27 protein-coding genes and 1 pseudogene are annotated in these 24,326 nt (G+C 72.7%); 14 read left to right on the forward strand and 14 right to left on the reverse strand.

All coding sequences use genetic code 11. The annotated features are described in order from the left end of the window. Positions 1-156 precede the first annotated feature (156 nt). The 7 genes and pseudogenes from PV789_RS25855 to PV789_RS25880 all read left to right on the forward strand — a co-directional run bounded on the left by PV789_RS25855 (position 157) and on the right by PV789_RS25880 (position 4,280). Positions 157-975: a helix-turn-helix domain-containing protein gene (locus PV789_RS25855; RefSeq protein ID WP_274974960.1), complete on the forward strand. Its 819-nt coding sequence runs from the start codon at positions 157-159 to the stop codon at positions 973-975. A 29-nt stretch (positions 976-1,004) separates the two neighbouring features. Further along, entirely contained in the window at positions 1,005-1,190 is a 186-nt protein-coding gene (locus PV789_RS25860) for a DUF397 domain-containing protein (protein WP_274974961.1), read from the forward strand. A 57-nt stretch (positions 1,191-1,247) separates the two neighbouring features. Next, positions 1,248-1,337 (forward strand): annotated as a pseudogene (locus PV789_RS29905) (DUF397 domain-containing protein); the annotation flags it as partial. Between the two features lie 69 nt (positions 1,338-1,406). Next, positions 1,407-1,535 carry a DUF397 domain-containing protein gene (locus PV789_RS29910; RefSeq protein ID WP_498049388.1) on the forward strand — a complete coding sequence of 43 codons (129 nt, stop codon included), beginning with the start codon at positions 1,407-1,409 and terminating at the stop codon, positions 1,533-1,535. Between the two features lie 115 nt (positions 1,536-1,650). After that, the gene (locus PV789_RS25870) at positions 1,651-2,211 is read left to right on the forward strand and encodes a GNAT family N-acetyltransferase (RefSeq protein ID WP_274974963.1); all 561 of its coding nucleotides are present in this window, start codon (positions 1,651-1,653) and stop codon (positions 2,209-2,211) included. Between the two features lie 50 nt (positions 2,212-2,261). Continuing rightward, entirely contained in the window at positions 2,262-2,567 is a 306-nt protein-coding gene (locus PV789_RS25875) for an EF-hand domain-containing protein (RefSeq protein WP_274974964.1), read from the forward strand. A 252-nt stretch (positions 2,568-2,819) separates the two neighbouring features. After that, positions 2,820-4,280: an alpha/beta fold hydrolase gene (locus PV789_RS25880; RefSeq protein WP_274974965.1), complete on the forward strand. Its 1,461-nt coding sequence runs from the start codon at positions 2,820-2,822 to the stop codon at positions 4,278-4,280. Between the two features lie 81 nt (positions 4,281-4,361). Here the strand turns inward: PV789_RS25880 and ptsP are convergent, their stop codons facing one another. The 6 genes from ptsP to PV789_RS25910 all read right to left on the reverse strand — a co-directional run bounded on the left by ptsP (position 4,362) and on the right by PV789_RS25910 (position 10,323). Continuing rightward, complete coding sequence (gene ptsP, locus PV789_RS25885; RefSeq protein ID WP_274974966.1) at positions 4,362-6,065, reverse strand: phosphoenolpyruvate--protein phosphotransferase; 1,704 nt, start codon at positions 6,063-6,065, stop codon at positions 4,362-4,364. Between the two features lie 390 nt (positions 6,066-6,455). Continuing rightward, positions 6,456-7,496: a zinc-dependent dehydrogenase gene (locus PV789_RS25890; protein ID WP_274974967.1), complete on the reverse strand. Its 1,041-nt coding sequence runs from the start codon at positions 7,494-7,496 to the stop codon at positions 6,456-6,458. Positions 7,497-7,561: 65 nt separating this feature from the next. Continuing rightward, a complete protein-coding gene (locus PV789_RS25895) occupies positions 7,562-8,005 on the reverse strand; it encodes a PTS mannitol transporter subunit IIA (RefSeq protein WP_274974968.1) in 444 nt (147 codons plus the stop codon). Then, complete coding sequence (locus PV789_RS25900; RefSeq protein WP_013155222.1) at positions 7,995-8,303, reverse strand: PTS sugar transporter subunit IIBC family protein; 309 nt, start codon at positions 8,301-8,303, stop codon at positions 7,995-7,997. The genes PV789_RS25895 and PV789_RS25900 overlap by 11 nt, the downstream gene beginning before the upstream one ends. Beyond that, a complete protein-coding gene (gene mtlA, locus PV789_RS25905; protein ID WP_274974969.1) occupies positions 8,303-9,409 on the reverse strand; it encodes a mannitol-specific PTS transporter subunit IIC in 1,107 nt (368 codons plus the stop codon). The genes PV789_RS25900 and mtlA overlap by 1 nt, the downstream gene beginning before the upstream one ends. 152 nt (positions 9,410-9,561) lie before the next feature. Continuing rightward, positions 9,562-10,323 carry a DeoR/GlpR family DNA-binding transcription regulator gene (locus tag PV789_RS25910; RefSeq protein WP_017563623.1) on the reverse strand — a complete coding sequence of 254 codons (762 nt, stop codon included), beginning with the start codon at positions 10,321-10,323 and terminating at the stop codon, positions 9,562-9,564. 330 nt (positions 10,324-10,653) lie between these two features. On the opposite strand from PV789_RS25910, the gene pfkB reads away from it, so the two are divergent. The 3 genes from pfkB (at position 10,654) to PV789_RS25925 (ending at position 12,318) form a co-directional block, all read left to right on the forward strand. Further along, positions 10,654-11,595, forward strand: coding sequence for a 1-phosphofructokinase (gene pfkB / locus PV789_RS25915; protein WP_274974970.1), 942 nt, complete (start codon positions 10,654-10,656; stop codon positions 11,593-11,595). 54 nt (positions 11,596-11,649) lie between these two features. After that, positions 11,650-11,919, forward strand: coding sequence for an HPr family phosphocarrier protein (locus PV789_RS25920; RefSeq protein WP_013155226.1), 270 nt, complete (start codon positions 11,650-11,652; stop codon positions 11,917-11,919). Positions 11,920-12,138: 219 nt separating this feature from the next. After that, positions 12,139-12,318 carry a hypothetical protein gene (locus tag PV789_RS25925; RefSeq protein ID WP_274974971.1) on the forward strand — a complete coding sequence of 60 codons (180 nt, stop codon included), beginning with the start codon at positions 12,139-12,141 and terminating at the stop codon, positions 12,316-12,318. Positions 12,319-12,406: 88 nt separating this feature from the next. Here the strand turns inward: PV789_RS25925 and PV789_RS25930 are convergent, their stop codons facing one another. Next, positions 12,407-13,171, reverse strand: a complete 765-nt coding sequence (locus PV789_RS25930) for an SDR family NAD(P)-dependent oxidoreductase (protein ID WP_274974972.1) — start codon at positions 13,169-13,171, stop codon at positions 12,407-12,409. A 317-nt stretch (positions 13,172-13,488) separates the two neighbouring features. On the opposite strand from PV789_RS25930, the gene PV789_RS25935 reads away from it, so the two are divergent. Beyond that, positions 13,489-14,376, forward strand: a complete 888-nt coding sequence (locus PV789_RS25935; protein ID WP_274974973.1) for a LysR family transcriptional regulator — start codon at positions 13,489-13,491, stop codon at positions 14,374-14,376. A gap of 63 nt (positions 14,377-14,439) precedes the next feature. On the opposite strand, the gene PV789_RS25940 is transcribed toward PV789_RS25935, so the two are convergent. The 4 genes from PV789_RS25940 to PV789_RS25955 form a co-directional block, all read right to left on the reverse strand. Further along, complete coding sequence (locus PV789_RS25940) at positions 14,440-15,432, reverse strand: YihY/virulence factor BrkB family protein (RefSeq protein WP_274974974.1); 993 nt, start codon at positions 15,430-15,432, stop codon at positions 14,440-14,442. A gap of 170 nt (positions 15,433-15,602) precedes the next feature. Then, positions 15,603-16,175: a DUF3618 domain-containing protein gene (locus PV789_RS25945; protein WP_274974975.1), complete on the reverse strand. Its 573-nt coding sequence runs from the start codon at positions 16,173-16,175 to the stop codon at positions 15,603-15,605. Further along, a complete protein-coding gene (locus PV789_RS25950; protein WP_274974976.1) occupies positions 16,151-16,567 on the reverse strand; it encodes a phage holin family protein in 417 nt (138 codons plus the stop codon). The genes PV789_RS25945 and PV789_RS25950 overlap by 25 nt, the downstream gene beginning before the upstream one ends. Before the next feature lie 10 nt (positions 16,568-16,577). After that, positions 16,578-17,237, reverse strand: a complete 660-nt coding sequence (locus PV789_RS25955) for a hypothetical protein (RefSeq protein ID WP_274974977.1) — start codon at positions 17,235-17,237, stop codon at positions 16,578-16,580. Between the two features lie 452 nt (positions 17,238-17,689). Between PV789_RS25955 and PV789_RS25960 the strand changes: the two genes are divergently transcribed. Both PV789_RS25960 and PV789_RS25965 read left to right on the forward strand, forming a co-directional pair. Further along, on the forward strand, positions 17,690-18,949 hold the full coding sequence (locus PV789_RS25960; protein ID WP_274974978.1) for an MFS transporter: 1,260 nt from the start codon (positions 17,690-17,692) through the stop codon (positions 18,947-18,949). Between the two features lie 371 nt (positions 18,950-19,320). Next, positions 19,321-20,355: an NAD(P)H-dependent flavin oxidoreductase gene (locus tag PV789_RS25965; protein WP_274974979.1), complete on the forward strand. Its 1,035-nt coding sequence runs from the start codon at positions 19,321-19,323 to the stop codon at positions 20,353-20,355. 209 nt (positions 20,356-20,564) lie between these two features. Here the strand turns inward: PV789_RS25965 and PV789_RS25970 are convergent, their stop codons facing one another. The 3 genes from PV789_RS25970 to PV789_RS25980 all read right to left on the reverse strand — a co-directional run bounded on the left by PV789_RS25970 (position 20,565) and on the right by PV789_RS25980 (position 23,228). Beyond that, positions 20,565-20,849, reverse strand: coding sequence for a DUF1540 domain-containing protein (locus PV789_RS25970; protein ID WP_274974980.1), 285 nt, complete (start codon positions 20,847-20,849; stop codon positions 20,565-20,567). 394 nt (positions 20,850-21,243) lie between these two features. Beyond that, on the reverse strand, positions 21,244-22,581 hold the full coding sequence (fes, locus tag PV789_RS25975) for an enterochelin esterase (protein WP_274974981.1): 1,338 nt from the start codon (positions 22,579-22,581) through the stop codon (positions 21,244-21,246). A gap of 173 nt (positions 22,582-22,754) precedes the next feature. Further along, the gene (locus PV789_RS25980; protein ID WP_274974982.1) at positions 22,755-23,228 is read right to left on the reverse strand and encodes a MarR family winged helix-turn-helix transcriptional regulator; all 474 of its coding nucleotides are present in this window, start codon (positions 23,226-23,228) and stop codon (positions 22,755-22,757) included. 56 nt (positions 23,229-23,284) lie between these two features. Between PV789_RS25980 and fepB the strand changes: the two genes are divergently transcribed. Beyond that, positions 23,285-24,280 (forward strand): Fe2+-enterobactin ABC transporter substrate-binding protein, encoded by a 996-nt coding sequence (gene fepB / locus PV789_RS25985; protein ID WP_274974983.1) that lies wholly within the window; start codon positions 23,285-23,287, stop codon positions 24,278-24,280. The last annotated feature ends 46 nt before the right edge of the window (positions 24,281-24,326 follow it).

The following is a 24,326-nucleotide window of genomic DNA, read 5'->3' on the forward strand; positions in this document are numbered from 1 at the left end:
ATGGACCGCTAAAACTAAAACTGCAATAGTTCAGAAAGAATTAGTCCAGTATGCAGAAAATGATCAATGAATCATGCAATGTGTTACGGTTCACGTAGAACCAGGAGGTGCAGCATGGCCGCACGCCCGAGCCCCACAGCGCGTCATCGACGCCTGATGGCGGAGCTGTCTCGGCTCAGGAACGACTCGGGACTCTCCCGCGCTGAGGTTGCCGACCGCGTAGGCATCACCGACAGCACCTTGTGGAGATACGAGACAGGCATGACCAGGCCAAAGCCTGGAGACGTGGCCATTCTGCTCGATGTGTACGGCGTGCATGGGGCAGAACGCGAAGAACTCATCGAGATGGCCAAGCACGCCCGTAAGCGCGGCTGGTGGCATCGCCATCGGCAGGCTCTCAAGCCAGGCTTCGACAGCTACATCGGGCTGGAAGCTGCGGCCTCCGTGGTCCGCACGTTCCAGACCATCGTGGTGCCGGGCATCCTCCAGACCGAGGCCTATGCCCGCGCGGTGACCGAGCAGACCGCCATCACATCGGCCCCTGACCTGGCTGACGAGAAAGTCCTGGTGCGCATGTCCCGTCAGGAGCTGATCATCCGCACGGATGACCCTCTGCATGTGGTCGCTGTGCTGGACGAAGCCGTGCTAAGGCGCCAGGTCGGAGGCCCCACAACCATGCAGGGGCAACTCCAGCACCTTGTGGAGCTTTCCGAGCGACCGAATGTGACCATCCGGGTCGTCCCGTTCGCGCACGGAGCCCATGCTGGGATGGACGGGCCGTTCTACCTCCTGGAGTTCCCCGAGCAGGCAGACCCAGATGTGGTCTACCTGGAACAGGCCGGTAGCGGTCTGGTTCCGGAGGATCCCGAAGAAGTCCGCCGGTATACCCTGATGTTCGGGAGCCTGCTGGGCAAGGCACTCGAACACGATGAGTCGGTCCTCTTCATACGTGGGCTCCTGAACGACGGACAGTAGGCCCACCTCGGAGAAGAGGAGGCACGGGAATGACCGCGCCGCACCACCCCTGGCACAAGAGCAGCTATAGCACCAATGGCGGCGAGTGCGTGGAGGTTGCGGAAGGGCAGAGCGTGCTGGTCCGCGACACCCAGAACCGCGAACTCGGTCACCTCGCCTTCACCACCCCTGAGTGGGCCGGGCTCCTCAACACCCTCAGGACGCTTCGGTCGTAGCCGTCCCGGGTACCTCGAAACTGCCGAGGCATCCGGGACAACCCGAAGGGGCAGCACATGAGGTGGCGTAAATCCAGTTACTCCGGCGGCGGTGGCGGCAACTGTGTGGAGATCTCCAACTGGCGCAAGCCCAGCTACTCCGGTGGGAGCGGTGGCGAATGTGTCGAGGTCTCCGACTGGCACAAGAGCAGTCACAGCGCTAACGCCGGTGAGTGCGTGGAAGTAGCCGAAGGCTGGACCGAGACCCGGGTCCGCGACACCCAGAACCGCGAACACGGCCACCTCTCCTTCACCACCCCCGAGTGGACCAACCTCCTCAACACCCTCAAGGTTCACAACCGGTAAGCGCGCAGGCCCAACCCAACCCAACCCCACGACCGCGACCCGCGGCGGAGTCCGAAGACACCACCATGGGATGATCCCGTCCACCATGCGCACGGATCGGTTGTGGAGGTTGGCGATGTTCGAGTTACCCCTGGATGCGGACGGCGCGGAACTGCGCCCGCTCGAACCACGGCACGCCGAGGAGTTCCTGGCCAACATCGACCGGGGGCGCGAGTTCATCGGACGCTACATCGCGCTCCCGGACGTCATCGTGGACCTGGAGTCGAGCCGGACCTACCTGCGCTCGTACGCGGAGAAGGCCGCCACCGGCACCGGAGGCATCTACGGCATCTGGTCGGGTGATCAACTGCTCGGCGGGGTCCTCTTCCGCACGATGGACCTCAAGCACGGCACCGCCGAGGCGGGCTGCTGGCTGGAACCGTCGGCCGCCGGACGCGGGCTGGTGACCAGGGCCGCCCAGCGGATCATCGACTGGGCCGTCGAGAAGCGGGGAGTCCACCGTGTGGAGTGGCACGCCTCCTCCGCGAACGAGGCCAGCATCGCCGTGGCCCGGCGGCTCGGCATGACGCGGGACGGCGTACTGCGGGAGAGCTACGTCTACCGGGGCGAGCGCCACGACATGGAGGTCTGGTCGGTGCTCGCCCCGGAGTGGCGCGCACGGCGCCAGACCTCCTGACGTCCGTGCCCGGGCACTCCGGCGGCGCAGCGGCCCCTTCCGGTGGGACGATGGGCACACGTACCGCCGACGGTTCCGCCTCGGCCGACCCCGCGAACCAGGAAGAGCGCACCACCATGCCCGAGAAGTTTCTGCCCAGCACCACGACCGAGCAGGAAGCGCGCGACCTGTTCACCCGGCTCGACACGGACAAGGACGGCTCCATCAACATCCACGAGTGGCTGGCCTACGCCGAGCGGGATCTAGGACTCGACCGCATGAGCGCGCTGCACGCCTTCGCCCTCGACGTCGACACCGACCACGACCTGCTCATCAGCCAGGACGAGTTCGTCCGGATCGGCACGCAGGGGGCCTGAGGGCCCCGAGGTCCCTCGCCGTCCCCGCGTACCGGGTGCGCATCGGTACCGGACCGGGCGGCCTCCGACGAAGGCCGGTGCGTGGGGCAGGCAGAACCTGTCGGACCCGATCCGCTCCCACTTTGGCAGGCCCGGCGGGTCGTCCTTTCGGGGGAGGCGCGCGCGGAGCGGTCGTCAGTAGCGTGCGGAGGGCTTCCACCGTCCGACCACGGACGGTAGACCCGTACAGAACCGTGTGATGGGAGAACCCCCGTGCCCCTCGCCCGAAGCGCCGCGCTGGCCGCGGCCTCCGGACTGCTGCTCACCGCCGCGGCCGCCCCCGCATCGGCCGCCCCGGGCCCGGAACCGGAGTGGAGGCCGTGCTCCGACGTCGCCCGGGGGTGGGACGAGAGCGACGACCGCACCCTGTGCGCCGCCGTTCCGGTGCCCCTGGACTACGAGGACCCCGACGGGCGCACGATCGACATAGCGGTGACCCGTGTGCCCGCCACCGGGGAGAACACCTATCCCATCCTGTTCAACCCCGGCGGCCCGGGCCATCCGGGCGTGACCACGCCCGGGAGCATCCTCGACAGCGAGGCCGCGGACCTGGGACTGAACCACGACCTCGTGGGCTTCGATCCGCGCGGGGTGGGCTACAGCGACGCCGTGGAGTGCGGTCTGGAGGGGACCGCCCCCGACCCCGGCCTGAGCGACGAGGAGAGCGCACGGCACGTCGCCGAGGAGCAGAGCCGGATCAACCGCGAATGCCACGCCCGGGACCCCGAGTTCGTGGACTCGCTGACCGCGGAGAACGTGGCCCGCGACATGGATCTGATCCGCGAGGCGCTGGGAGCGGAGACGATCGGCTTCTACGGGGTGTCCTGGGGGACCCTGCTCGGCGCCGCCTACAGGTCCATGTACGACGACCGGGTCGAGGCGATGCTCCTGGACTCGGTGATGTCGCCCGAGGCCAGTGTCACCGTGTTGGACGAGGGGCAGGCCATGGGCGCCCAGGCCGCGTTCCACCGCTTCGCCGACTGGATGGCCGGGCACGACGACCACTACGGGCTCGGCACGGACGCCGACCGCATCCGGGAGGAGGTGTACGGGCTGCGGGAGGAGCTGGCCGAGGAGCCCCGCACCGGCCCCGACGGGACGGTCGTCGACGGCGACGCCGTGACCGCGCTGCTGGCCACCCCCGAACGCGAATGGCCCGCCAACGCCCGCTCCCTCGTCACGCTCCTCGACGGAGGAGTGCCCGGGGCGGAGGCCGCACACGGACCCGTCTCCGGCGCCGGTTGGGACTCCGAACCCGTCTTCGACTCCTTCGCGCAGGTGTCGCTGCTCTGCAACGACTCCGACAGCCCGCGCGACTTCGACCAGGTGTGGCAGAACCGGTTGGAGCGGGCCGAACGGTACCCCGTCATGGGCACCCTGGGCTTCTACGAGCACTCCTGCGTCGGGTGGCCCGAGGGGGGTGCGGCTCCCGACCTGAACCGAGGGGACAGCCCCCTGCAACTGGTGGGCCACGTCAACGAGATGATCACCCCGCACGACTGGGCGCTGGACATGAGGCGAGTCGTCGGCGGAGAGGTCATGAGTGTGGAGGACGACGGGCACGGAACCCTCTCCGGCCTGGACTGCGCCGCGGCGGCCGTCGACTTCTTCGACACCGGGCGGACCACCACGCGGACGTGTCCGGGACCGCCCGCGCCGACTCCCGAGGGCTGAGGACGGGTTCGCCTCCGGCGGTGCGCCCTCCCCTGTCCCGGATACGGGGAGGGGAGGGCGCACGTCCTGCCCGGATGGGCGTCAGCGGTCGGCGGCCTCCGGGTGGGCGGCGGCCCTGACCGCCTCGCGCGCCTGTTCGGCGCTGGAGGCGGCGACCGCGAGGTCGGCCATTCTGCGGCAGTCGCTGTGGGTGTGCAGGGCCAGCGCGTGGCGCACGGCGGGCAGCGCGGGCGCGGACATCGACAGGCTGGTCGCGCCCAGTCCCACCAGCACCAGGGCCAGCAGCGGGTCGGCGGCGGCCTCGCCGCACACGCCCACCGGGCGTCCCGAGCGCTCCCCCGCGCCGCCGACGGTGCCCACCAGCTGGAGCAGCGCGGGCTGCCAGGGGTCGAGCAGGTCGGGCAGCGCGCCGAGGGTGCGGTCGGTGGCCATGGTGTACTGCGCCAGGTCGTTGGTGCCGATCGAGACGAAGTCCACGCGGGACAGCAGCCGGTCGGCGAGCAGCGCCGCGCCGGGCACCTCGATCATCACGCCGACCTGGTCGAGCCCGGCCTCGCGGGCGAGGGAGACGAACTCCTCCGCCTCGTCGGGCGTGGACACCATCGGCGCCATGACCCGGACCTTCGCGGAGGTCTCCCGGGTGGCGGCGGCGATGGCCGTGAGCTGGTCGGTGATCAGGTGGGGGTGCACCCGCGAGGTGCGGAAACCCCGTACGCCCAGCGCGGGGTTGTCCTCGTGGCCGGTGGACGCGAAGGCCAGGGGCTTGTCCGACCCGGCGTCCAGGGTCCGCACCGTGACCGTGCGCCCGGCGAACGCCTCGAACAGGGCCGTGTAGGAGGCGGTCTGCTCCTCGACGGTGGGCGGGTCGGAGCGCTCCAGGAAGAGGAACTCGGTGCGCAGCAGTCCCACGCCCTCGCTGTCGTGGGCACCGGCCTTCTGCGGGTCGCCCTCCCCGACGTTGAGCAGCAGCGAGACCGGGACGTCGTCGGCGGTCCGGCCCGGACCGGTGGCCCGGGCCAGCAGCGCGCGCCGCCGCTCGGTGCGCTCGCGCATCCGCTCGGCGAGCTCCTCGTCGGGCTCGACCTCGACCGTTCCGGCGTCGCCGTCCACCGCCACCGGCGTCGCGTCGCGCAGTTCGGCGGCCCCCACGCAGCCGACCACGGCCGGGATGCCGAGCGACCGGGCCAGGATGACCGTGTGGCTGGTGGGTCCGCCGTAACGCGTGACGATGGCGAGCACGCGCTCGACGTCGAGCTGGACGGTGTCGGCGGGCGCGAGGTCGTCGGCGACCAGCACGTGCGGAACGCCGGGGTCGGGCAGCCCGGGCATCGGCAGCCCCAGCAGCACGGCGGTGGCGCGGTCCCGGATGTCGGCGAGGTCGGCGGCGCGTTCGGCGAGGTAGCCGCCCGCCGCCAGGAGCAGCTCCTGGTAGGCGCCGCAGGCAGCGTGGACGGCCCAGGCCGCGGGGTCACCGGCCTCGGTGCGCTCGGCGGCGCGGCGCGCGAGCTCGGGGTCGCGGGCCATGAGCGCCTGGGCGCTCAGCACGGCCGCCGCGTCGCCCTGGAGGTCGGCGGCCCGGCCTTCGAGCAGGACGGCCACCTGTTCCAGGGCCTGACGCGCCCGTGCGGCCTCCTCTCCCGCGTCCACGACGGTGGGCCGCTGGTCGGGCAGGGACGGCGGTGGGGCCATCCGCGCCACCGGGCCGACTGCGGCCCCCGGGCTGGCGGGGATACCCGTCAGCCGGGTGTCACCGGCTGCGGCGGGGAGGGGTTCGGTCTTCGCCATGGTCGCTCCGTACGTCGGGAAGGGCCGGGGGTGGTGTGGACGGGGCCCGTCAGGGTCGGCGCCCCGCCGGAGCGCCCCGGTCCCCGGGCGCGGGGAGCGCGGGCGCCGCCGTGCCGACGGTGCGCGGGCCGCGGGTCGCGGGTCGCGGCGGGATGTCGGCTGTGCGGGGCGGTGGAGGTGACGGGCGGTTCGCGTGTCCGGCAGAAGTCTTGTGTGTCCAGGAAACCGTAGGGGGGCGGGCGGCGGTAGCCCCTGTGGACAACCCGGGAGGACGGGGGCGCGTCCGCGCCCGCACGTCGCGGGAAGCCGCCGGCCCCGGGCGGGCGGGTACCGCCGCCGCACCGGGGCGGCGACGGTACCGCCTTCGCGCACGCGCGCTACGGCTGGGCGCTACGGCTGGATGGTCACCTTGATCGCGGTGCCCGAGGCCACCGTCTCGATGGCCTTGTGCACGTCGGACAGGGACATCCGCTCGGTGATCAGGTCGGCCACCGGCACGGCGCCGGAGGAGATCAGCTCCAGGGCGCGGCGGTTGTGCTCGGGGCTGGAGCCGTTGGCGCCGAAGATCGAGATCTCCCGGTAGTGCACGGCGTTGGAGTCCAGCTGGATGATCGGCGCGTCCTTGGGCAGGCCGCCGAAGAAGCTGACCCGGCCGCTGCGCGAGACCATGCGCAGCGCGTCCTCCTGGGCGCGCCCGGAGGCGGCGGCGGTGATGACGACGTCGGCGCCCCGGCCGTCGGTCAGGCGGAGCACCTCCTCCACGGCGTCGGTCTCGGCGCCGCAGACCGAGGCGTCGGGCTGGACGATGTCGGCGGACATGTCCAGGCGGCCCCGGTTGATGTCCACCAGGTAGACCTTCGCGGCGCCGCGCGCGCGGGCCAGCCGGACGTGCAGGCAGCCGATCGGGCCGGCGCCCATGACCACGACCGTGTCGCCCTCGCCGACCCCGGCGATCTCCTGGCCGTTGAGCACGCACGCCAGCGGCTCGGCGACGGAGGCCTCGGCCAGGTCGATGTTGTCGGGGACGCGGTTGACCCCGTCCACGGCCAGGACGGACTCGGGGATGATCATGTACTCGGCGAAGCCGCCGTCGTAGTGGTAACCCATGGACTCCTGGCGCGAGCACACGGTGAACCGGCCGTCGGAGCACTCCACGCAGGTGCCGCAGGGGATGGCGGCGATGACCTGGACGCGGTCGCCCTCGGCCCAGCCGGTGACGCCCTCGCCCACCTCGACGATCCGCCCGGCGATCTCGTGGCCGATCACGCGGGGCGGACGGATGTGGTGGTGGCCGTGCCGGGAGATCTTCACGTCCGTGCCGCACGTGGAGCAGTTGACGACGGCGATCTTGAGCTGTCCGGGTCCGGCGGTCGGCTCGGGAGCCTGCTCCAGTCGGATGTCACCGGGGGCGTAGAAGCGGGCGACGAGCATGTTCGGGCCTTTCTGCTGGGCCCGCCGGCCCTGGGTCAGGGGACCGGCGGGTGGTTCGGTTGGGCTCAGCCGTCCTGTAGGGGGCCGAGCAGTTCGAGGACGTCGGACGTGGTGTCGGCGGAGCGCAGGCGCGCCGCCTTCTCCGGGTCGGTGAGGATCCCCGCCAGCGAGGACAGCACGCCCAGGTGCTCGTCCCCGGAGGCGGCGATGCCGATGGCCACGTGGACGGTGGGACCGCCCCAGTCGACCCCGCCGGGGAACTGGACCACGGCCAGCGCGGTGCGCTTGACCAGGGCCCGAGAGGCGTCCGTGCCGTGCGGGATGGCCACGCCCTCGCCGACGAAGGTGGGAATGGAGGCCTCCCGCTCGTGCATGGCGGGCACGTAGCCGGGTTCGACGGCGCCCAGTTCGACGAGCAGAGCGCCGCACTGGTCGATGGCGTCGGCCCGGTCGGCGGCCTCGCGGCCCAGCCGGACGGCGTCCTCGGTCAGCGCCAGATCACTCGGCAAGGGTGCTCCCGTTCTTCACAGCCTGCTCCAGGCGGGTGAACGCCGGGTCTCCCAGGAACATCTGGAAGCTGATCACGACGGTGCCGGGCACCCGGGTCCGGGCGCGGTCGACGAGCCCGGTGTGGCACAGGACCACGTCGGCGCCCTCGGGGATCCGGTCCACCGGGGAGTGCTCCACGGACACGCCGTACGGGGACAGGGTCTTGCTCAGCTGCGAGGTGAGCAGGACGCTGCTGCCCATGCCCGCGTCACAGGCGACGACGACCTTCTTGATGTCGGAGCCCTCGATAGTGCTCATCAGCTGTTCTCCTGGTTCTGAGCGGCTTCCTGCTGGGCCTTCTCCTCGCGCTCGGCCTTGCGCTCGGACCGGCCGAAGCCGAGCAGGAGCGAGGCGATGACGAAGGAGACGATGGTGGCGGCGACGACCCCGGCGAGGACCGGCAGGTGGCCTCCCTGCGGGGTGACCGCCATGATCGCGATGATGCTGCCGGGGGAGGCGGCGGAGACGAGGCCGGCGTCCATGATCATGAAGGTCGCGACACCGGACATGCCGCCGCCGATCGCGGCGAGGATCAGCTTCGGCTGGGCGAGGATGTACGGGAAGTAGATCTCGTGGATCCCGCCGAAGAAGTGGATGACGGCCGCGCCGGGCGCGGTGGCGCGGCTGACCTTGGAGCCGAAGAACATCAGGGCGAGCAGGATGCCCAGGCCCGGTCCGGGGTTCGACTCGATGAGGAACTCGATGGCCTTGCCGTCGGCGACCGCGCGGGCCGTGCCCAGCGGGGTGAAGACGCCGTGGTTGATGGCGTTGTTGAGGAACAGCACCTTGGCGGGCTCGACGATGACCGAGACCAGCGGCAGCAGGCTCAGGTCGATGAGGAACTGCACGCCCTTGCCGAGGCCGGTGGCGATGCCCTCGACGACCGGGCCGACCGCGTAGACGCCCACGGCCGCCAGGATCGCGGCGAGGATGCCGGCGCTGAAGTTGTTGACCAGCATCTCGAAGCCGGCCTTGATGCGCGGCTGGACGACCCGGTCGAACTGCTTCATGAGGTAGGCCGCGAACGGACCCATGAACATCGCGCCGAGGAACATCGGGATGTCCGCGGAGACGATCACGCCCATGGTCGCGGCCGCGCCGACGACGCCGCCTCGCCTGTCGTGCACCAGCGCGCCGCCGGTGTAGGCGATCAGCAGCGGCAGCAGGTACTTGATCATCGGGTCGACGAGCCCGGCCATCTGCTCGTTGGGCCACCACCCGTCGGGAATGAACAGGGCGGTGACCAGGCCCCAGGCGATGAACGCGCCGATGTTGGGCATCACCATGCTCGACAGGAACCCTCCGAAGCGCTGTACTCCGGAGCGCACCGCGGTGAGTCTGTCCGTGCTCTGCTGTGTGGTCATGGGGGACCTCCTGGGAGGTTCGACGGGCGGGCAGCCCGCCGATGAGGTGGGGAGGGAAAGTGGGTGTCGGTGTCGGTGTGGGTGGGCGCGGGGCGATCCGGGGCGGGGCGGTTCCGGACGGTGGAACCGCCCCGCTCGGTGTCCCGCCGTGGTCAGACCACCTGGACTCGGGGTCCGGCGGCCTCCAGTTCGTCGGCGAGACCGCTGGCGAGACCGGTGTCGGTGATGACCAGATCGAGGTCCTCGACCGCGGCGAAGCGGGCGAAGTGGTCGTTGCCGACCTTGGTGTGGTCGGCGAGCAGGACGCAGCGGCGGGCCGAGGCGATCATGGTCCGCTTGACCTCCGCCTCCGCGGGATCGGGTGTGGTGAGCCCGCGTTCGGTGGAGATCCCGTTCGCCGCCATGAAGGCGACGTCGACGTAGGACTCGGCGAGGGAGCGCAGCGCCCAGGCGTCGACGGTGGCCTGGGTGCGGGTGCGCAGGCGCCCGCCGAGCAGCATGAGGTTGATGTGTGTACGCGGGGCGAGCGTGAGGGCGATGGACAGGGAGTTGGTGACGACGGTGAGTTCGCGGTCGGCGGGCAACTGCTCGGCTAGGCGTCCGGTGGTGGACCCGGCGTCGAGCAGGATCGCGCCCTCCTCGGGGAGCTCGGCGAGAGCCGCCTTGGCGATGCGCTCCTTCTCCTGTGTCATGACGGAGTCGCGCACGTTGAGGGCGGGCTCGAAGCCCAGCCGCTCGACGGGGATCGCGCCACCGTGGACCCTGCGCAGGACCCCGTGGCGTTCGAGTGCCGTGAGGTCGCGTCGGATGGTCTCGTACGTGACGTCGAACTCCGCGGCGAGCCCTGTCACGTCGACCCGGCCGTCCCGCCGGGCGCGTTCGAGGATCGCCTTCTGGCGCTCTTCCGCGTACATGTTGGATCACCTGTGTTTCGGTGTGGTTTTCTGTGAGTTTAATGGTGTTGCCTGGGACACACAAGAGGTACCTTGAACCAATATCCCAGCAACACCGCCCGTCGCGAAGCCCCTACGATCCGCCGAAGTCACCAGGAGCGTTTCGCCTCCACCCGACTGCGCCCACACACCGGGACACCGGTGACGCGCCCCCCACGGCCCCGTGACCGACAGTGGCCAAAACCGGAAACCAGGGCACAACAGCATTGACACACGCAGGCAAACACACATAATCAAAGGTAGTCCCACATCCGGACCGGGCCGGGCGCAGCCACCTCGAAAAGAGCACCCATGATCCTGACCCTCACCCCCAACCCGAGCGTGGACCACACCCTGGAGGTCAGTCACCTGACCCGCGGTGAGGTCCTGCGCGTGGGCTCCACCCGCGCGCAGGCGGGCGGCAAGGGCGTCAACGTCTCCCGCGCGCTGCGCCGTGCGGGCGTGCCCACACGGGCGGTACTGCCCGTGGGCGGCGGCGGAGGCGCCGAGCTGACCACCCTGCTCGGGGACCTGCCCTGCGTCGCCGTCCCCATCGAGGGCGAGACGCGGGGCAACATCGCCGTCACCGAGGACGACGGCACCACCACCAAGCTCAACGCACCCGGGCCCGTGCTCTCCCCCGAGGAGACCGACGCCCTGCTCTCCGCCCTGGAGAGCGAACTGGACCGGGGCCCCGCGTGGGTGGTGGCCAGCGGCAGCCTCCCCTCCGGCTCCCCCGACGACCTGTACGTGCGCGTCGCCGAACTGGCCGCCTCCTACGGGGTCCCGCTGGCCCTGGACACCTCCGGCAAGCCCCTGGAGGCCGCGGCCCGCGCGGGGTCGGTGTCCCTGCTCAAGCCCAACCACGAGGAGCTGGCCGAGCTGATCGGCCGGGAGCTTCCCACCGTGGGCGCGGTCACCGAGGCCGCCCGCGAGGTCCTGGGGTGGGGCAACGGCTCCGCCCTGGTGACACTGGGGGGCCACGGTGCGATACTCGTGGATCCCGAGCACACCTGGTGGGCGCACGGGCCCGCGGTCCGCGCGCGCAGCACGGTGGGCGCGGGCGACTGCGCCCTGGCCGGGTTCCTGGGCGCGGACGGCTCCCCCGAGGACCGGCTGCGGCACGCCGTGGCGTGGGGGACGGCCGCGGTCTCCCTGCCCGGAACCACCGTCCCCTCCCCCGACGACGTGGCCGCCGACGCGATCACCGCGGTGGCCGACCCCGACCCGCAGTGGCCGGTCGACACGCTCTGACCCGGGCCTCCCCGCCCACCCGACGATCTCCCGACGACTTCTCCGAGGACTTCCATGCCCCAGCGCACCGTGGCCATCGCCTCCCAGCTCGGCCTGCACGCCCGCCCCGCCAGCCTGTTCGTCCAGGCCGTCAACGGCACCGGCCTGCCCGTCAAGATCGCCCGCGAGGGCCAGGACCCCGTGGACGCCCGCAGCGTGCTCGCCGTGATGGCGCTGGGCGTCAAGCACGGCGAGACGGTCACCCTGTCCTGCGAGGAGCAGGAGAACGCGGACAAGGTCCTGGACGAGCTGGTCGAGATGCTGTCCCGGGAACTGGACGCCTGACCGACGCCTGACCCGCGGGTTCCGCGCGGCCCCGCCCGGACACGGGCCGTCCCCCTCGGGGGCGGCCCCTCCGGGGCGCGGGGCCGCCCGGCCCCGGTCCTCCAGGTCAGTCCGGGCACGGCACGGGACCATCCGGCCCCGGCCCTCAGTGTCGGCCCGGACACGGCGCGAAACCACCCGGCCCTGGTCCCCGGGGTCGGCCGGGGCTACCTTGCTGCCATGGACACCTCACGTGACGACACCGTCATCGGCCCCTCGGGGATCTGCAGGCGGGGGCAGCACGACTGGAAGCACGATCCCCCCGGGGCGAAGCGGCAGATCTGCACCCGGTGCCGCTCCATGTCCACGACGAACTACTGCGACTGCGCCGAGTGCGCGCCCGGCGGCGCGCAGGCCTGAGCCCCGCGGAACCCGGGCGGCGCCCGGCCCCCGCCGGGACGGGGTTCGGGCCCCTCCTGTCACACCGATGACGGTTCCGGTCGGCCCGTCAGGACTCCCCCCGCTGAACACGGTGGACCCTGTGCTGGGCGGCCTGCGCGCGCGGACGCACCACCAGCAGGTCGATGTTCACGTGCGGGGGCCGCGTGACCGCCCACACGATGGTGTCGGCGACGTCCTCGGCGCTCAGCGGGTCGGGCACACCGGCGTAGACGGCGTCGGCGGCCCCGGAGTCCCCGCGCATGCGGTTGAGGGCGAACTCCTCGGTCCTGACCATGCCCGGCGCGATCTCCAGCACGCGCACCGGTTCGCCGCACAGCTCCAAGCGCAGTGTGGCGGCCAGGCTGTGCGCGCCGTGCTTGGCGGCCACGTAACCGCCGCCGCCCTCGTAGGCCGTGTGGCCCGCCGTGGAGGAGACGATCAGCACGGTGCCGTCCCCGCCGGCGATCAGCTTGGGCAGCAGGGCCTGGGTCATGTTGAGCACGCCGATGACGTTGACCTCGTACATGGCGCGCCAGTCGGCGGGGTCGCCCTCGGCCACGGTCTCGGTGCCGATCGCGCCGCCCGCGTTGTTGACCAGGACCTCGCACGAGGTCAGGGAGTCGGCGAAGGCGTCGACGGCGGCCCTGTCGGTGACGTCGAGGACGTGGGCGCGGGCGCTGCGGCCCTCCCCGGCCAGTTCCTTCGCCAGCGCCTCGATCCGGTCGGCGCGGCGGGCGACCAGGACCACGTCGTAGCCCTGCTCGGCGAGGCCGCGCGCGGTGGCGGCCCCGATCCCGCTGCTGGCCCCGGTGACGACGGCGGTCGCTGACATGGTGGGTTCCTCCCGGAAGTCGCTGTCGCGCCGAGCGTATCCGGTGGCCGTGCCCGGCCCGTCGGGAGGAGGCGGCGGTCCGGCCGCCCTGGTCCGGGCGTCGGTCGCCGAGCCCCGCCCCGAGGGGTGTCGCCGTCCGCGCGGGGACCCGCGCGGAGCGGACCCGGCGGGGCCGACCCTTCGCCGTGTCTTCAGCCGCGCCGGAGCCGGTCGACCGGGCGTTACGCGTTCCGTGCTTCCATGAGGGGTGCTCGCCGACCCGACGCGTGTCGTGGGCGGCACGCGCCATGCGGGCGAGGACGAGGGGGACGGACCGGTTGCGGGGTATCGATATCCGGGAGCTGGAGTGCTTCCTCGTCCTTGCCGAGGAACCGCACCTCGGGCACGCCGCGGTGCGGCTGGGCGTCCCCGTGGAGACCGTGGACCGGCTGCTGCGCGCCCTGGAGGAGCGGATCGGCGCCCCTCTCCTGGACCGCGCGGGCCCGCGCCCGTGCCTCACCCCGTTCGGCGAGGAGTTCCTCCACGCCCTGCGGCCCGCCTACCAGAACCTGGCTGCGGTGGTGGACGGCGCGCGCGACCGCGCCCACGGCGGTCCGTCCACGGTCCGCCTCGGGTTCCGGGGCAAGGTGCACGGCCCGGTGGCCGAGGCGGTGCGCGCCTTCGAGGAGCGCGAGCCCGGCACTCGGGTGCGGATCGTGGAGACGGCGCACTCGGACCCGTTCGGTCCGCTGCGCGAGGGCGAGGTGGACGCCGCCGTCGTCCTGCTGCCGGTGCGCGAACTCGACCTGGTCGTGGGCGCGGTCTTCTCCCGGCAGCCGCAGCGGCTCGCGCTGCCCGCCGACCACCCCCTCGCCGCGCGTGCGGGCGTCGGGATCGAGGACATGGCCCGGGTCTCGCTCATCCCGGTCAGGCGGACCCCCGACCACTGGCTGCGCGTCCACGCACCCACCGTCACACCCCTGGGCAGGACCATCCGCCACGAGACCGGTGTGGACACCCTGCGGGAGGGGTTCTCGCAGGTCGCGGCCGGGAGGGGGGCCATGCTGCTGAGCGGGGACGTCGCCGACCACGCCGACCGGGACGGGCTCGTCCTCGTCCCGGTCAACGGCCTGCCGGAGTCGTCCCTCGGCCTGGTGTGGCCGCGCGGGGACCGGCATCCGAGCGTGCCGGTCCTGGCCGCAGCCCTCGCCGACGCCCTGGGCTGAGGAGCGGGCCGCATTCGTCGCGGGTGCGACCGCACGGGGCGCCCGTGGTCGCGGCCCTGCCCCTCACTCCTGCTGGTGGTGGGCGCGGTGCTTCTTCTTGGGCACGTCGCGCATGTCCACGTAGGGCTCCTCGTCCACCGGCCGGCCGCCGGAGACGGCGCGTCCGCGTTCGATCTCGGCGTTGAACTCCTCGCCGAGCAGGATCGCGATGTTGGTGATCCACAGCCACACCAGGAAGACGACCACCGTCGCCATGGTCCCGTAGGTCCTGCCGTAGGACGCGAAGTTGGCCACGTAGAAGGCGAAGGCGGCCGAGGCGAGCAGCCAGATCACGACCGCCAGCACGCTGCCCGGGCTGACCCAGCGGAACCCGCGCCTGGCGTTGGGCGAGGCCCAGTACAGGAGCGCGATCATGAACACCACGATGAGCAGCAGCACCGGCCACTTCGCGATGTTCCACACCGTCACCACGGTCGAGCCCAGGCCCAACAGCTGCCCGACCCAGGACGCGGCGCTGCCGGTGAGGGCGACGCCGACCACCGTCAGGGACAGCAGGACGACCATGAGCAGGGTGACGCCGACGCGGATCGGCAGCGTCTTCCAGATGGGGCGCCCCTCGGGCACGTCGTAGACGACGTTGGAGGCGCGCATGAAGGCCGCGATGTAGCCGGAGGCCGACCACAGGGCGATCGCGAGGCTGACCAGGCCGAACACGCCCGCGGCCGTCTGGTTGCCCTGGAGGTTCTCGATGGCCGTCGTCACCAGCCGCGCGGCGTCGGCGGGCAGGGTGGCGGAGATGTTGTCGGTCAGGGTCTGCGTCGCGGACGGCCCGGCGAGGCCGAGCAGCGACACCAGCACGAGCAGCGCCGGGAAGAGCGACAGGATCGCGTAGTAGGTGAGCCCGGCGGCGAGGTCGGCCAGCGCGTCCTCCTTGAACTCGCCGACGGTCCGGCGCAGCGACGCCCACCATGACGACGCCGACATGTCGGTCGGTTTCTCGGCCTCCTCCGGGGAGGAACGTCCGTCGTAGGCGTCCGAGGAGTTGCGTCCCACCATCTTCCCGCTCCTTCCCTCACCGGTCCCGGACCGGGCCCCGGACGAGGCGGGGCGAAGGACCTCGGGGAGCCTCGCCCGACGCGCGTCAGCGCCTTTTCCGGTCCGCACTCCCACGGGTGCCCGCCCACGGGTGCCCGGCCCGGAGGCGTTCCTCCGGGCCGGGACGGGACTCAGGAACCGCGCATCTCGTCCCTGGCGGCCTTCGCCTCGTCGCGGGCGTGCTCGCCGGTGGTCTGCGCGGCCTCGGAGGCGCTGCCCTTGAGGTGCTCCCCCGCGGTCCGCGCGGACTCCACCGCCTGCTCCTTCACGTGGGCGGCCGACTCCGCGACCGCCTGGCGCGCCGGTTCGACCGCGTCGGCGTGCTCGCCCACCCGCCGGGCCGCGCGCTGCTCCGCACGGCTCTCGGAGAGGACGGACGCGGCCAGGAGGCCGGCCCCGAAGGCGATCAGCCCCGCGGCGATGGGGTTGCCCCGGGTCTGGTGCACGGCCCGCTCCGGCAGCGACCTGGCCATGCCGACCGCCTGGTCGGTGGTGTGCCGGATCCCCTCGGCCGCCTCACCGGTCGAAGGGGTCGAACCCATGATCCGGTCCTTCAGGTCCCGCGTCCCGTGCCGGACCCGGCGGGTGCGCCGGTGCACGACGTTGCGCGGGTTGGCGTGGTCCACCAGCCGGTCGGTGTCGTGGGTCAGCTCGGAGCGGGTCCGCTCGATGTCCTGTCTTATCTGGTCGGGTGTTTCGCCCATTGCGCGTCCTCCTTGAGGGTCTCGATGGTGCGTTCCGGTTTCGGAGAGACCTCGCGCATGCGGTTGCGGCCCACGACGGCCAGGACGCCGCCGACGACCGCCCACACCACCGCGACGACCAGCGCGGCCCAGCCCAGGCCGATGAGCTCCGCCAGTCCGAACATGACCGCGAGGCTGAGCAGCAGCAGGGCCAGGTACCCGGCCACCGCGGCGCCGCTCAGCAGGCCCGCGGCCTTGCCGGTCTTGACCGCCTCCTCGCGCATCTCGGCCTTGGCCAGCGCGAGTTCCTGACGGAACAGCTTCTGCAGGTCGCCGGTCACCGCGCCGAGGAGTTCGGAGAAGGACTGCTCCTCCTCGCCCGTCTCCCGCCGCGCTCCGGGAATGGTCGCCATGTCAGCCCCCTCAGAACGTGCTTCCCCGCGACCCCGGATCCGGCGGCGGAGTGATGTCCTCCGGCCGGGGGGTGACGGGCGGGCGGGAGGACGCGGTCCCCCCGTCGTGGTCGGTCTCGCTCAGACGCGGTGCGGGCGGACGGACCCGCTCACCGGCGGGGAGCGCCTCGGGACGGCTGTCAGCGGCCCCTTCCCTGCCCGCGGAGATGTCGGACGAGGCCTTGAGGACGCGTCCGAGCGCGAACCCGGCGATGGCGGCGCCGGCCAGGAAGGCGACGGGCCTGCGCCGCGCGAAGCTCCTGGCCTCCTCCACCAGGCCCTCCATGCCGCGTTCGTCCAGGAAGTCGGCGGCTCCGCGGCCGCTGTGGGCGATCTGGCGCACGGCGCCGCTCACCGGGGAGCCCTGCTCCCCGCTGTCGGCCATGGACGACAGTTCGTCGGACCACTGGCGCAGGTTCTGCGACGTGCGCCGGGTCTGCTCCTGGGCTTCCTCGCGCAGGCGGTTCTGGACGTCGTCGGCGACGTGCCGGGCCTCGGTACGGGCCTCACCGGCCAGGGAGCGCGCCTGGTCCCCCGCGGTGGAGGCGACCTCTCCCGCCGCCCCTCGGGCGGTGTCGGTCAGGCGGCCGCCCGTGCCCCCGGGCCCGTCTCTTCCCTCGTGTGAGTGCATCGCCAAGCCTCCTCGGAGTCGGCCTGTTGCTCGTTTGGCACCGCGACTACCCCGCCTCCACCCGGTCATGCACACCGGAACGCCGCAGTTCAGACGGGCTTTCGCCCCGGGCTCTGGGGGTTGCGGACGGGTCTTCGCGGAAGGCTCGGCGCCTCGCATGGAGGACCGGTCGCCGCGCCCGTCGCCGGGCTCGGGGGGGGCGGGTGGTCGCCGCTTTATCGCGGGGCTCAGGGGGCCGGTCGGCCGCGTCTCCGTCACGTCGTCGCCCGGTGAGCGCCGTCGCGGGATACGGGTGAACCGCGCGGCGACCGCGCCGCGCAGGGTCCGGGAAAAGCCGTGGCCGCTCCGGAAGGCGCGTGCTAGCTTGGGCGGAATTTCCCTCCGGAACCGCGAATGCCACCGTCATCACGGGGCTCACGGAGCCGCGACCTTCCCCGATCAGGAAAACGCCCATGCCCGTGGAGAGAACCGCCGAATCGTCATTGTTCCTGCGCTACGCCTCGTTCGCACTCCTCGGCTCTTCGGCCGATTTCCTTTTCGGCGCGGTTTTCGTCACGATCCTTCTGGGGCGCGGGGCGGACCCGTGGCTGCTGGGGCTGATGCTCGGTTCCACGAACCTGGTGGCCCTGCTGGTGGAGGCACCCAGCGGCGCGCTCGGCGACCGCTACGGCCACCGCAGGCTGCTGGCGGTGGGGCTCGCCGTGTGGGGCGCGGGTTTCGTGCTGATGGGGTACGCGGACGGGCTCGCGCTGACGCTCGCGTCCATGTACCTGTGGGCGGTCGGCTTCCACCTCCAGTCGGGGACGCTGGTCGCGCTGGTGGTGAACCGGATCGGCGACCGCGACCGCCCCGCCCGGATCGCGCGGACGGTGCGCTTCGTCCAAGTGGCGGGCAACAGCGGCGCGGTGCTGGGCGCGGCCTCGGTGATGGTGGCGGGGACCTGGCTGCCCGCGGACTCCCTGGTGCTGGTGAGTGGCGCGGTGCTGGTGTCACTGGCGTTGCTGGCCCCTGTGTGCTTCCCCCGCTCCCCCGGCCAGTCGGGGCGCTCGCTCACCGCGATCGTCCGGGAGTCGGCCGTACTGGTGGCGAGCAGGCGTTTCGTTCCGTTGGTGGCCCTGACGGCGGCGTCGGTGTCGGGACTGGCCGCCCTCGTGCTCGCCTGGCAGCCGATGCTCGCGGCCGAGCACGGCGCGGACGTGCGGCTCAACGGCCTGGTGCTGCTGCTGATGATGGCGGCCATGGCGGCGGGGTCGGCGTGTTCGCGGTTCGTGGGGCGCGACCGGCCCCACGTGTGGGGACCCGTCTTCGCGGCTTCCGCCGGCCTGCCCCTGGTGCTGGCGGTACACGGGGTCGTGCCGCTGGTGGCGGGGCTGATGGCGGCGGAGTTCCTGTTGGGGCTGGCCGTGGTGCTGTCGCACGTGTGGCAGCAGACGATGTTCTCCGACGCCAACCGCAACACCATGGCCGCGATGTTGGGGATGGTGGGCAACGCGGTGAGGATGCTGACCGTGCTGGCGTTCGGGTGGCTGTGGGAGCTGTTCGGGCTGGAGTGGACGGTGACGGCGGTGGTCGGGTTCGGGGTGGCCGCGGCTCTGGCGACCGTTCTGCTGTCGCAGAGGTTCCCGGAGTCGACGCGGTCCGTCGGGGGCGCGGACGAGGGTGAGGGCGAGGGCTCTCCGGACGCACCGGAACTGGACGGGACGGGCGGATAGCGGCCTGGAGGGACGGGCCGCGGGCGGAAAGCACGGATATCGGAGGCACCGTTCGCGGGCCTTTTCCGGCGGAACGGAAACGGGAGGACCCAACCCCCATTTCCCCCGCCCCGGATAACCATCGTGTCCCATGTCACAGAAAACTCCGGGCGAACCGCCATATCGCGTTTCGGGGCGGGTGCGGTCGAACTCCGGAAAACGCGCGACGGTAGCATTTCCCGGACACGGGAGGCGCGGCCCGGGCAGCGGTGCGCTCGCGGGTGCCGCGGGGTGTCCGGACCCCGCCCGGAACCGCCGGGGCCGGGGACGCCACCGGGGCCGGGGACGCCGCCGCGCCTTCGCCGGACCGGCCGAGGACGAGGAGAGGGACCATGAGCCTGGCAGAGCTTCTGCGGGAGCGCCCGATCGTACAGGCGCCCATGGCGGGCGGGGCCGCCACGCCCGCGCTGGTGTCGGCCGTGGCGGGAGCGGGCGGAACGGGTTTCCTCGCCGCCGGGTACCTGGCCCCCGAGGTCCTCGCCGACCAGCTCGGGGCGGTGCGCGACGCCGGGGTCGGCGCGTTCGGGGTGAACGTGTTCGTGCCGGGCCCGCCCTCCGACCCGGACGTGGCGGCGTCCTACCGGTCGGACCTGGAGTCCGAGGCCGAGCGGTACGGGACGCCGGTCGGCGCCCCGGTGCACGACGACGACGCGTGGGCGGCCAAGATCGACCTGCTGGCGGAGGCGGCCGTGCCGGTGGTGAGCTTCACCTTCGGCTGCCCGGAGGCCGCCGTGCTGGAGCGGCTGCGCGCGGCGGGCAGTGCCACGGTGGTCACCGTGACCACGGCCGGAGAGGCGCGCGAGGCCGTGGCGCGCGGGGCCGACGGGGTGTGCGCGCAGGGCACGGAGGCCGGGGGCCACCGCGGCTCGTTCGACCCGGTCGGGGACGGCGGTCTGCCGCTGCGGGAGCTGTTGGCGGACGTGGTCGGCGCGGTGGAGGTGCCGGTGATCGCCGCCGGGGGGATCATGACCGGAGCCGACGTGGCCGGGGCCCTGGACGCGGGTGCCGCGGGCGTGCAGCTGGGCACGGCGTTCCTGCGCTGCCCCGAGAGCGGCGCCAACCCGGTCCACAAGGCCGCGCTGGCCGATCCCGCGTACACCGGGACGGCCGTGACGTGGGCCTTCACTGGGCGCCCGGCGCGGGGCCTGGCCAACAGGTTCATCGCCGAGCACCCGCGGAAGCCCTCCGCCTACCCCGAGATCCACCACATGACGAAGCCGCTGCGCGCGGCCGCCGCCCGGGCCGGGGACCCCGGCGGGATGGCGCTGTGGGCGGGCGAGGGGTTCCGGGCGGCCAGCGACGATCCGGCGGCGCTGGTCGTGGAACGGCTGCGCCGCGAGGCCGCGGAGGCGGGCCGGAAGGTCTGAGGGCCGCGGGGGTTTCGGGGGTCGCGGGGCGGTGCCGGGGTCGCCGGTCGGTGTGGGCGGGGAGACCGGGCCGACCCGATCGGTTGGCGCGAGCGTTGGGAGGGCCGCGGGGACGGTCCCGAGCGGTAGGCCCGATTGGTGGGCCGGAACGCGGAACAGCCCCGGGCGTGGTGCCCGGGGCCGCGGAGTGAGCCGGTGCGCGGCGCCGCTCAGGCGGGCGCGTAGGTGAGGCAGTCGGCCTGCTGGTGCACGTACCCGACGGAGATGGCCGGGGCCTGGCACTCCAGCTGGACGTTGTGTTCGCAGTTCGACATCTTGCAGGCGCCGACCTGGCCCGTGGCGACGGGGTCGCCGCCCCGGTCACTGGCGCCGAAGAAGGTGTCGCACTGGGCGTGGGAGGAGTTCCCCACGGTAATGGCCAGTGCGTGGCAGGAGTGGTCGGTGTTGTAGGCGCAGGCGTCCACCTGGCACGAGTTCACCACGGGCATGTCCATCGCGTTTCCCCCCAGAGCATCGACGGCGCGTTCGAGGCTGCCAGACGGGACGCCCGGCTTCCAGGACACCGCCTCGTGTCACCGCGAGCAGGACGGAGTGTTGACGAAGGCTTGGCGCGGAGGCGACCGGGAGCGCGGTGTGGAGGCGACCCGGAGCGCGGTTCCGCCGTGCCGGACCGGAGTTGTCCACAGGCGGAAGGAGGGGCGGCAGCGCCGACCGTCCGCGCCCTAATCTGGAAACAGGGGGGTCCCCGGGCCCGCCTGTCTCATGCTGCCCGCACCGCGCTCCGCCAGCGCTCCCGGTCAACGCCCCCGCCCGTCCCTCCCCGCCGAACCCTTCCGCGTCCCTCCCCGCCGAGCCCTCCGCGCCGGTCCTCTCCGCGACCCTCCCCCGTCAGCGCTCCCAGTCGGCGGTCGCGAACGCCAGTCCGTCCGGCAGCCCGGCCCGCCAACAGGCCCGGTCGTGGCCGCCGTTGTACTCCTCGAACACCGCGAACCCGGGTTCGCGGCCCAGCGCCGCTCCGCGTTCGAGCAGGGCCGCGTGCAGGCGGCGGTTGGCGTCCAGCAGCGACCACTCGTGGGTCCCCGCGGTGAGGTGCACCCTGCCCGGAACCGAGTCCACGGCGGCCACCAGCTTCGTCATCCGCTCGCTCTCGCCGCCGGTCACCGCGACGTTGGGCCACCAGAACGACCCCGACTGCGACACCGCGCGCCCGAACCTCTCCGGTGCCCGGTGGGCCGCGTACACGGCGGTGAGCCCGCCCAGACTCTGCCCGGCGACCGCCGTGCGTCCGGGGTCGTCGCTCACACGGTGGTTCCGGCCGAGCCAGGGCAGCAGTTCCTCCCCCAGGAAGGCGACGAAGTCGTCCGAGCACGCCAGCTCCACGACGCGGGTGGGCATGTCGAGGGAGTCGACCATGACGGTCAGCGCCGGGGGCAGCGTTCCGTCCGCGACCAGGCCGTCCAGCAGCGGCGCCAGGGGCAGGCCGTGCCAGTCGCGGCCGTCCAGCAGGACGACGACCGGCCAGGGCAGCCCGTTCGGCGGACGCCGGGCGGGCTCGTGGATCCACACGGTGCGGGTGTTGCCCAGCAGGTCGCTGGTGATCCCGGCGGCGGTGACCCGCCCGGCCGGGGTCGCCGGATCGGGCGTGCGCCACAGCTCGGGCGGCGCCTCGGGCAGGGAGACCACGGACAGGGAGTCGTCCAGCCGCTCGCGGGCGAGCGGATCGGGAACCGCCCGGGACAGGGAGTCGAACCAGCGGGCGACAGCGGGTCGGTCCTCCGGTTCGGAGACGGCGAGGGCGCGCTCGCGGCGGACGCGCACCGACTCCGGCCACGCCCCGGGCGGCAGGGGTTCGCCGTGCGCGGGGACCGGGGCGACGGAGTAGGAGGCCCGCCAGTCCCCGCGCATCCGGTAGGTCAGGTGCCACACGTCCGTGCCGGGGATCCGCTCCATGCGGTTGGCGTCGTAGGAGGAGGCGTCGGCGACCTTGTTGGCCACGAGCAGGACGTCCGCGAACTCGTCGCCGCCGCGCCACAGGAAGGTGACCGCGCGGTGCCCGTCCGCGTCGGCCTCCCCGACCAGGGGCGTTCCCTCCCCGGCGACGCGGCGCCAGAACGCCTCAGGGTCGCGGGCCGCCTCAGCGGCACACGGGGTGGTGACGCGTTCGGGGCGCACGTTCGGCTTGAGGCGCGGGGGGATGGTGTGGAAAGCGGGTGTCGGTGCGGACACGGGGCGGTCTTTCTGTGCGGTCGGATGCGGGGCCTCACCGCTCGCGGGAACGGGCTCCCCGCCCGGGTCGGCGGCGCGGCGCGCGTCGGCGAGGCCCCCGGACGGGACTCACTGGTGGGTTCCGCAAGCAGGCCCCGCCAGCGGGGCTCACCGACGGGCTCACCGGCGGGGCCTCAGCGGTCGGGAACGGATTCCACCGCGCGGAGGAGGCGGAACAGGTCCTCGACCTGTCGGCCGTCGAGCCCGTGCTCCAGCGGTGACCGGGACGTGAGCCCCGCGCCGATCGCCTCGACCGCACGGCCGCCCTCCTCGGTGAGTCGCGTCACACGCATGCGCCGGTCGCTCCTGGAGGGGACCCTGCGGACGAGCCCCCGTTCCTCCAGTTCGCCCGTGACGATCGAGACGCGGGAGGCCGTGCAGCCGAGCTGGCGCGCCAGTGCCGTCTGGGAGGGGTCGTCGCGCAGCGCGCGCAGGGTCCGGGCCTGGAAGGCGGAGAGCCCGTGCTCGGCGGCCAGTTCGGTGAGGAGTCCCTCCAGGCGCTGGGCCACGCGCAAGAGGGCCTCGCCCACGTCACGGAGCGTGGGCGGGGCCTCCCAATCCGGTTCGGCGGGCGCCCCGGCGCGGTCGGACGGGGGCTGAGCGGCCACGTTTCGCTCCACTCCACGAGTTGACATGAGGGTAGGCATACCTAACTATACTTTTCATGAAGCAAGCAAATTCCTTCCACAGCCTAGCGACCTGCGGGGTCGCCGCCGCCCTCGTTTTCCCCCTCGCCGCGTGCGGTGCCCCGAGCGCTGGGGAGGAGGCTCCGGCGGAGAACGGGGAGACCCGAACGGTCACGCACATGTACGGCGAGACCGAGATCCCCGCCGATCTCCAGAACGTGGTCTCGGTGAGCGTCACCGCCACCTCGGCTCTGCTGAGCCTGGACGTCCCGGTCACCGCCTCCGCCACCACCGCCCCGAGCGCGCTGACCGACGACAACGGCTTCTTCGCCCAGTGGGCCGACGTCGCCGACGAGCGCGGCGTGCAGCCGCTGGCCGGTCCGGAGGTGGACATCGAGGAGGTCGCCTCCGCCCGGCCCGACCTCATCGTGGGCAACGGGTTCGGGGCCGACGCCGTGGACGAGGCCGTCTACGAGCAGCTGTCCCAGGTCGCGCCGACCGTGGTCTACGGCGAGTCCGACATGGCGTGGCTGGACGTCACCGACCAGTACGCCGAGGCGTTCGGCCGCCGGGAGCGGGCCGCGGAGATCGCGGAGGAGTACGAGCGGCTGGTCGCGGACACGTCCGGGCGGCTGTCGGCCGAGCACGACGTGGTGATCCTGACCGGGACGCCCAACGGGTTCAACGTGTTCACCGAGGAGTCCGCCCAGGGAAGGCTGGCCACCGACCTGGGCCTGACCCTGCACGAGCTTCCCGACGACCTGGCCGCCCCCTCGGCCCAGGGCGGTAGCGGGCGCGGCGACATCGTGCAGGTGGCCACCGAGCGGGCATCGGACTTCGGCGACAGCACGCTGCTGTTCGTCAACACCCAGGGCCAGGGGCCCGAGGACTACCTGGAGACGGCCCCGGTCCTGGAGAACCTTCCGGCGTGGGAGGACGGCCGCGTGCTCACGCTGGGCGCGACCTCGTTCCGGATGGACTACTACAGCGTGCCGCTCGCGGCCGAGCGCCTGGCCGAGGTCCTGGGTTCCTGAACGCGCGGGGGCGGGCGGTGTCCACCACGGACACCGCCCGGTGCCG

It is taken from the genome of Nocardiopsis camelliae, assembly GCF_028993595.1.
GTDB classification, from domain to species: domain Bacteria; phylum Actinomycetota; class Actinomycetes; order Streptosporangiales; family Streptosporangiaceae; genus Nocardiopsis; species Nocardiopsis dassonvillei.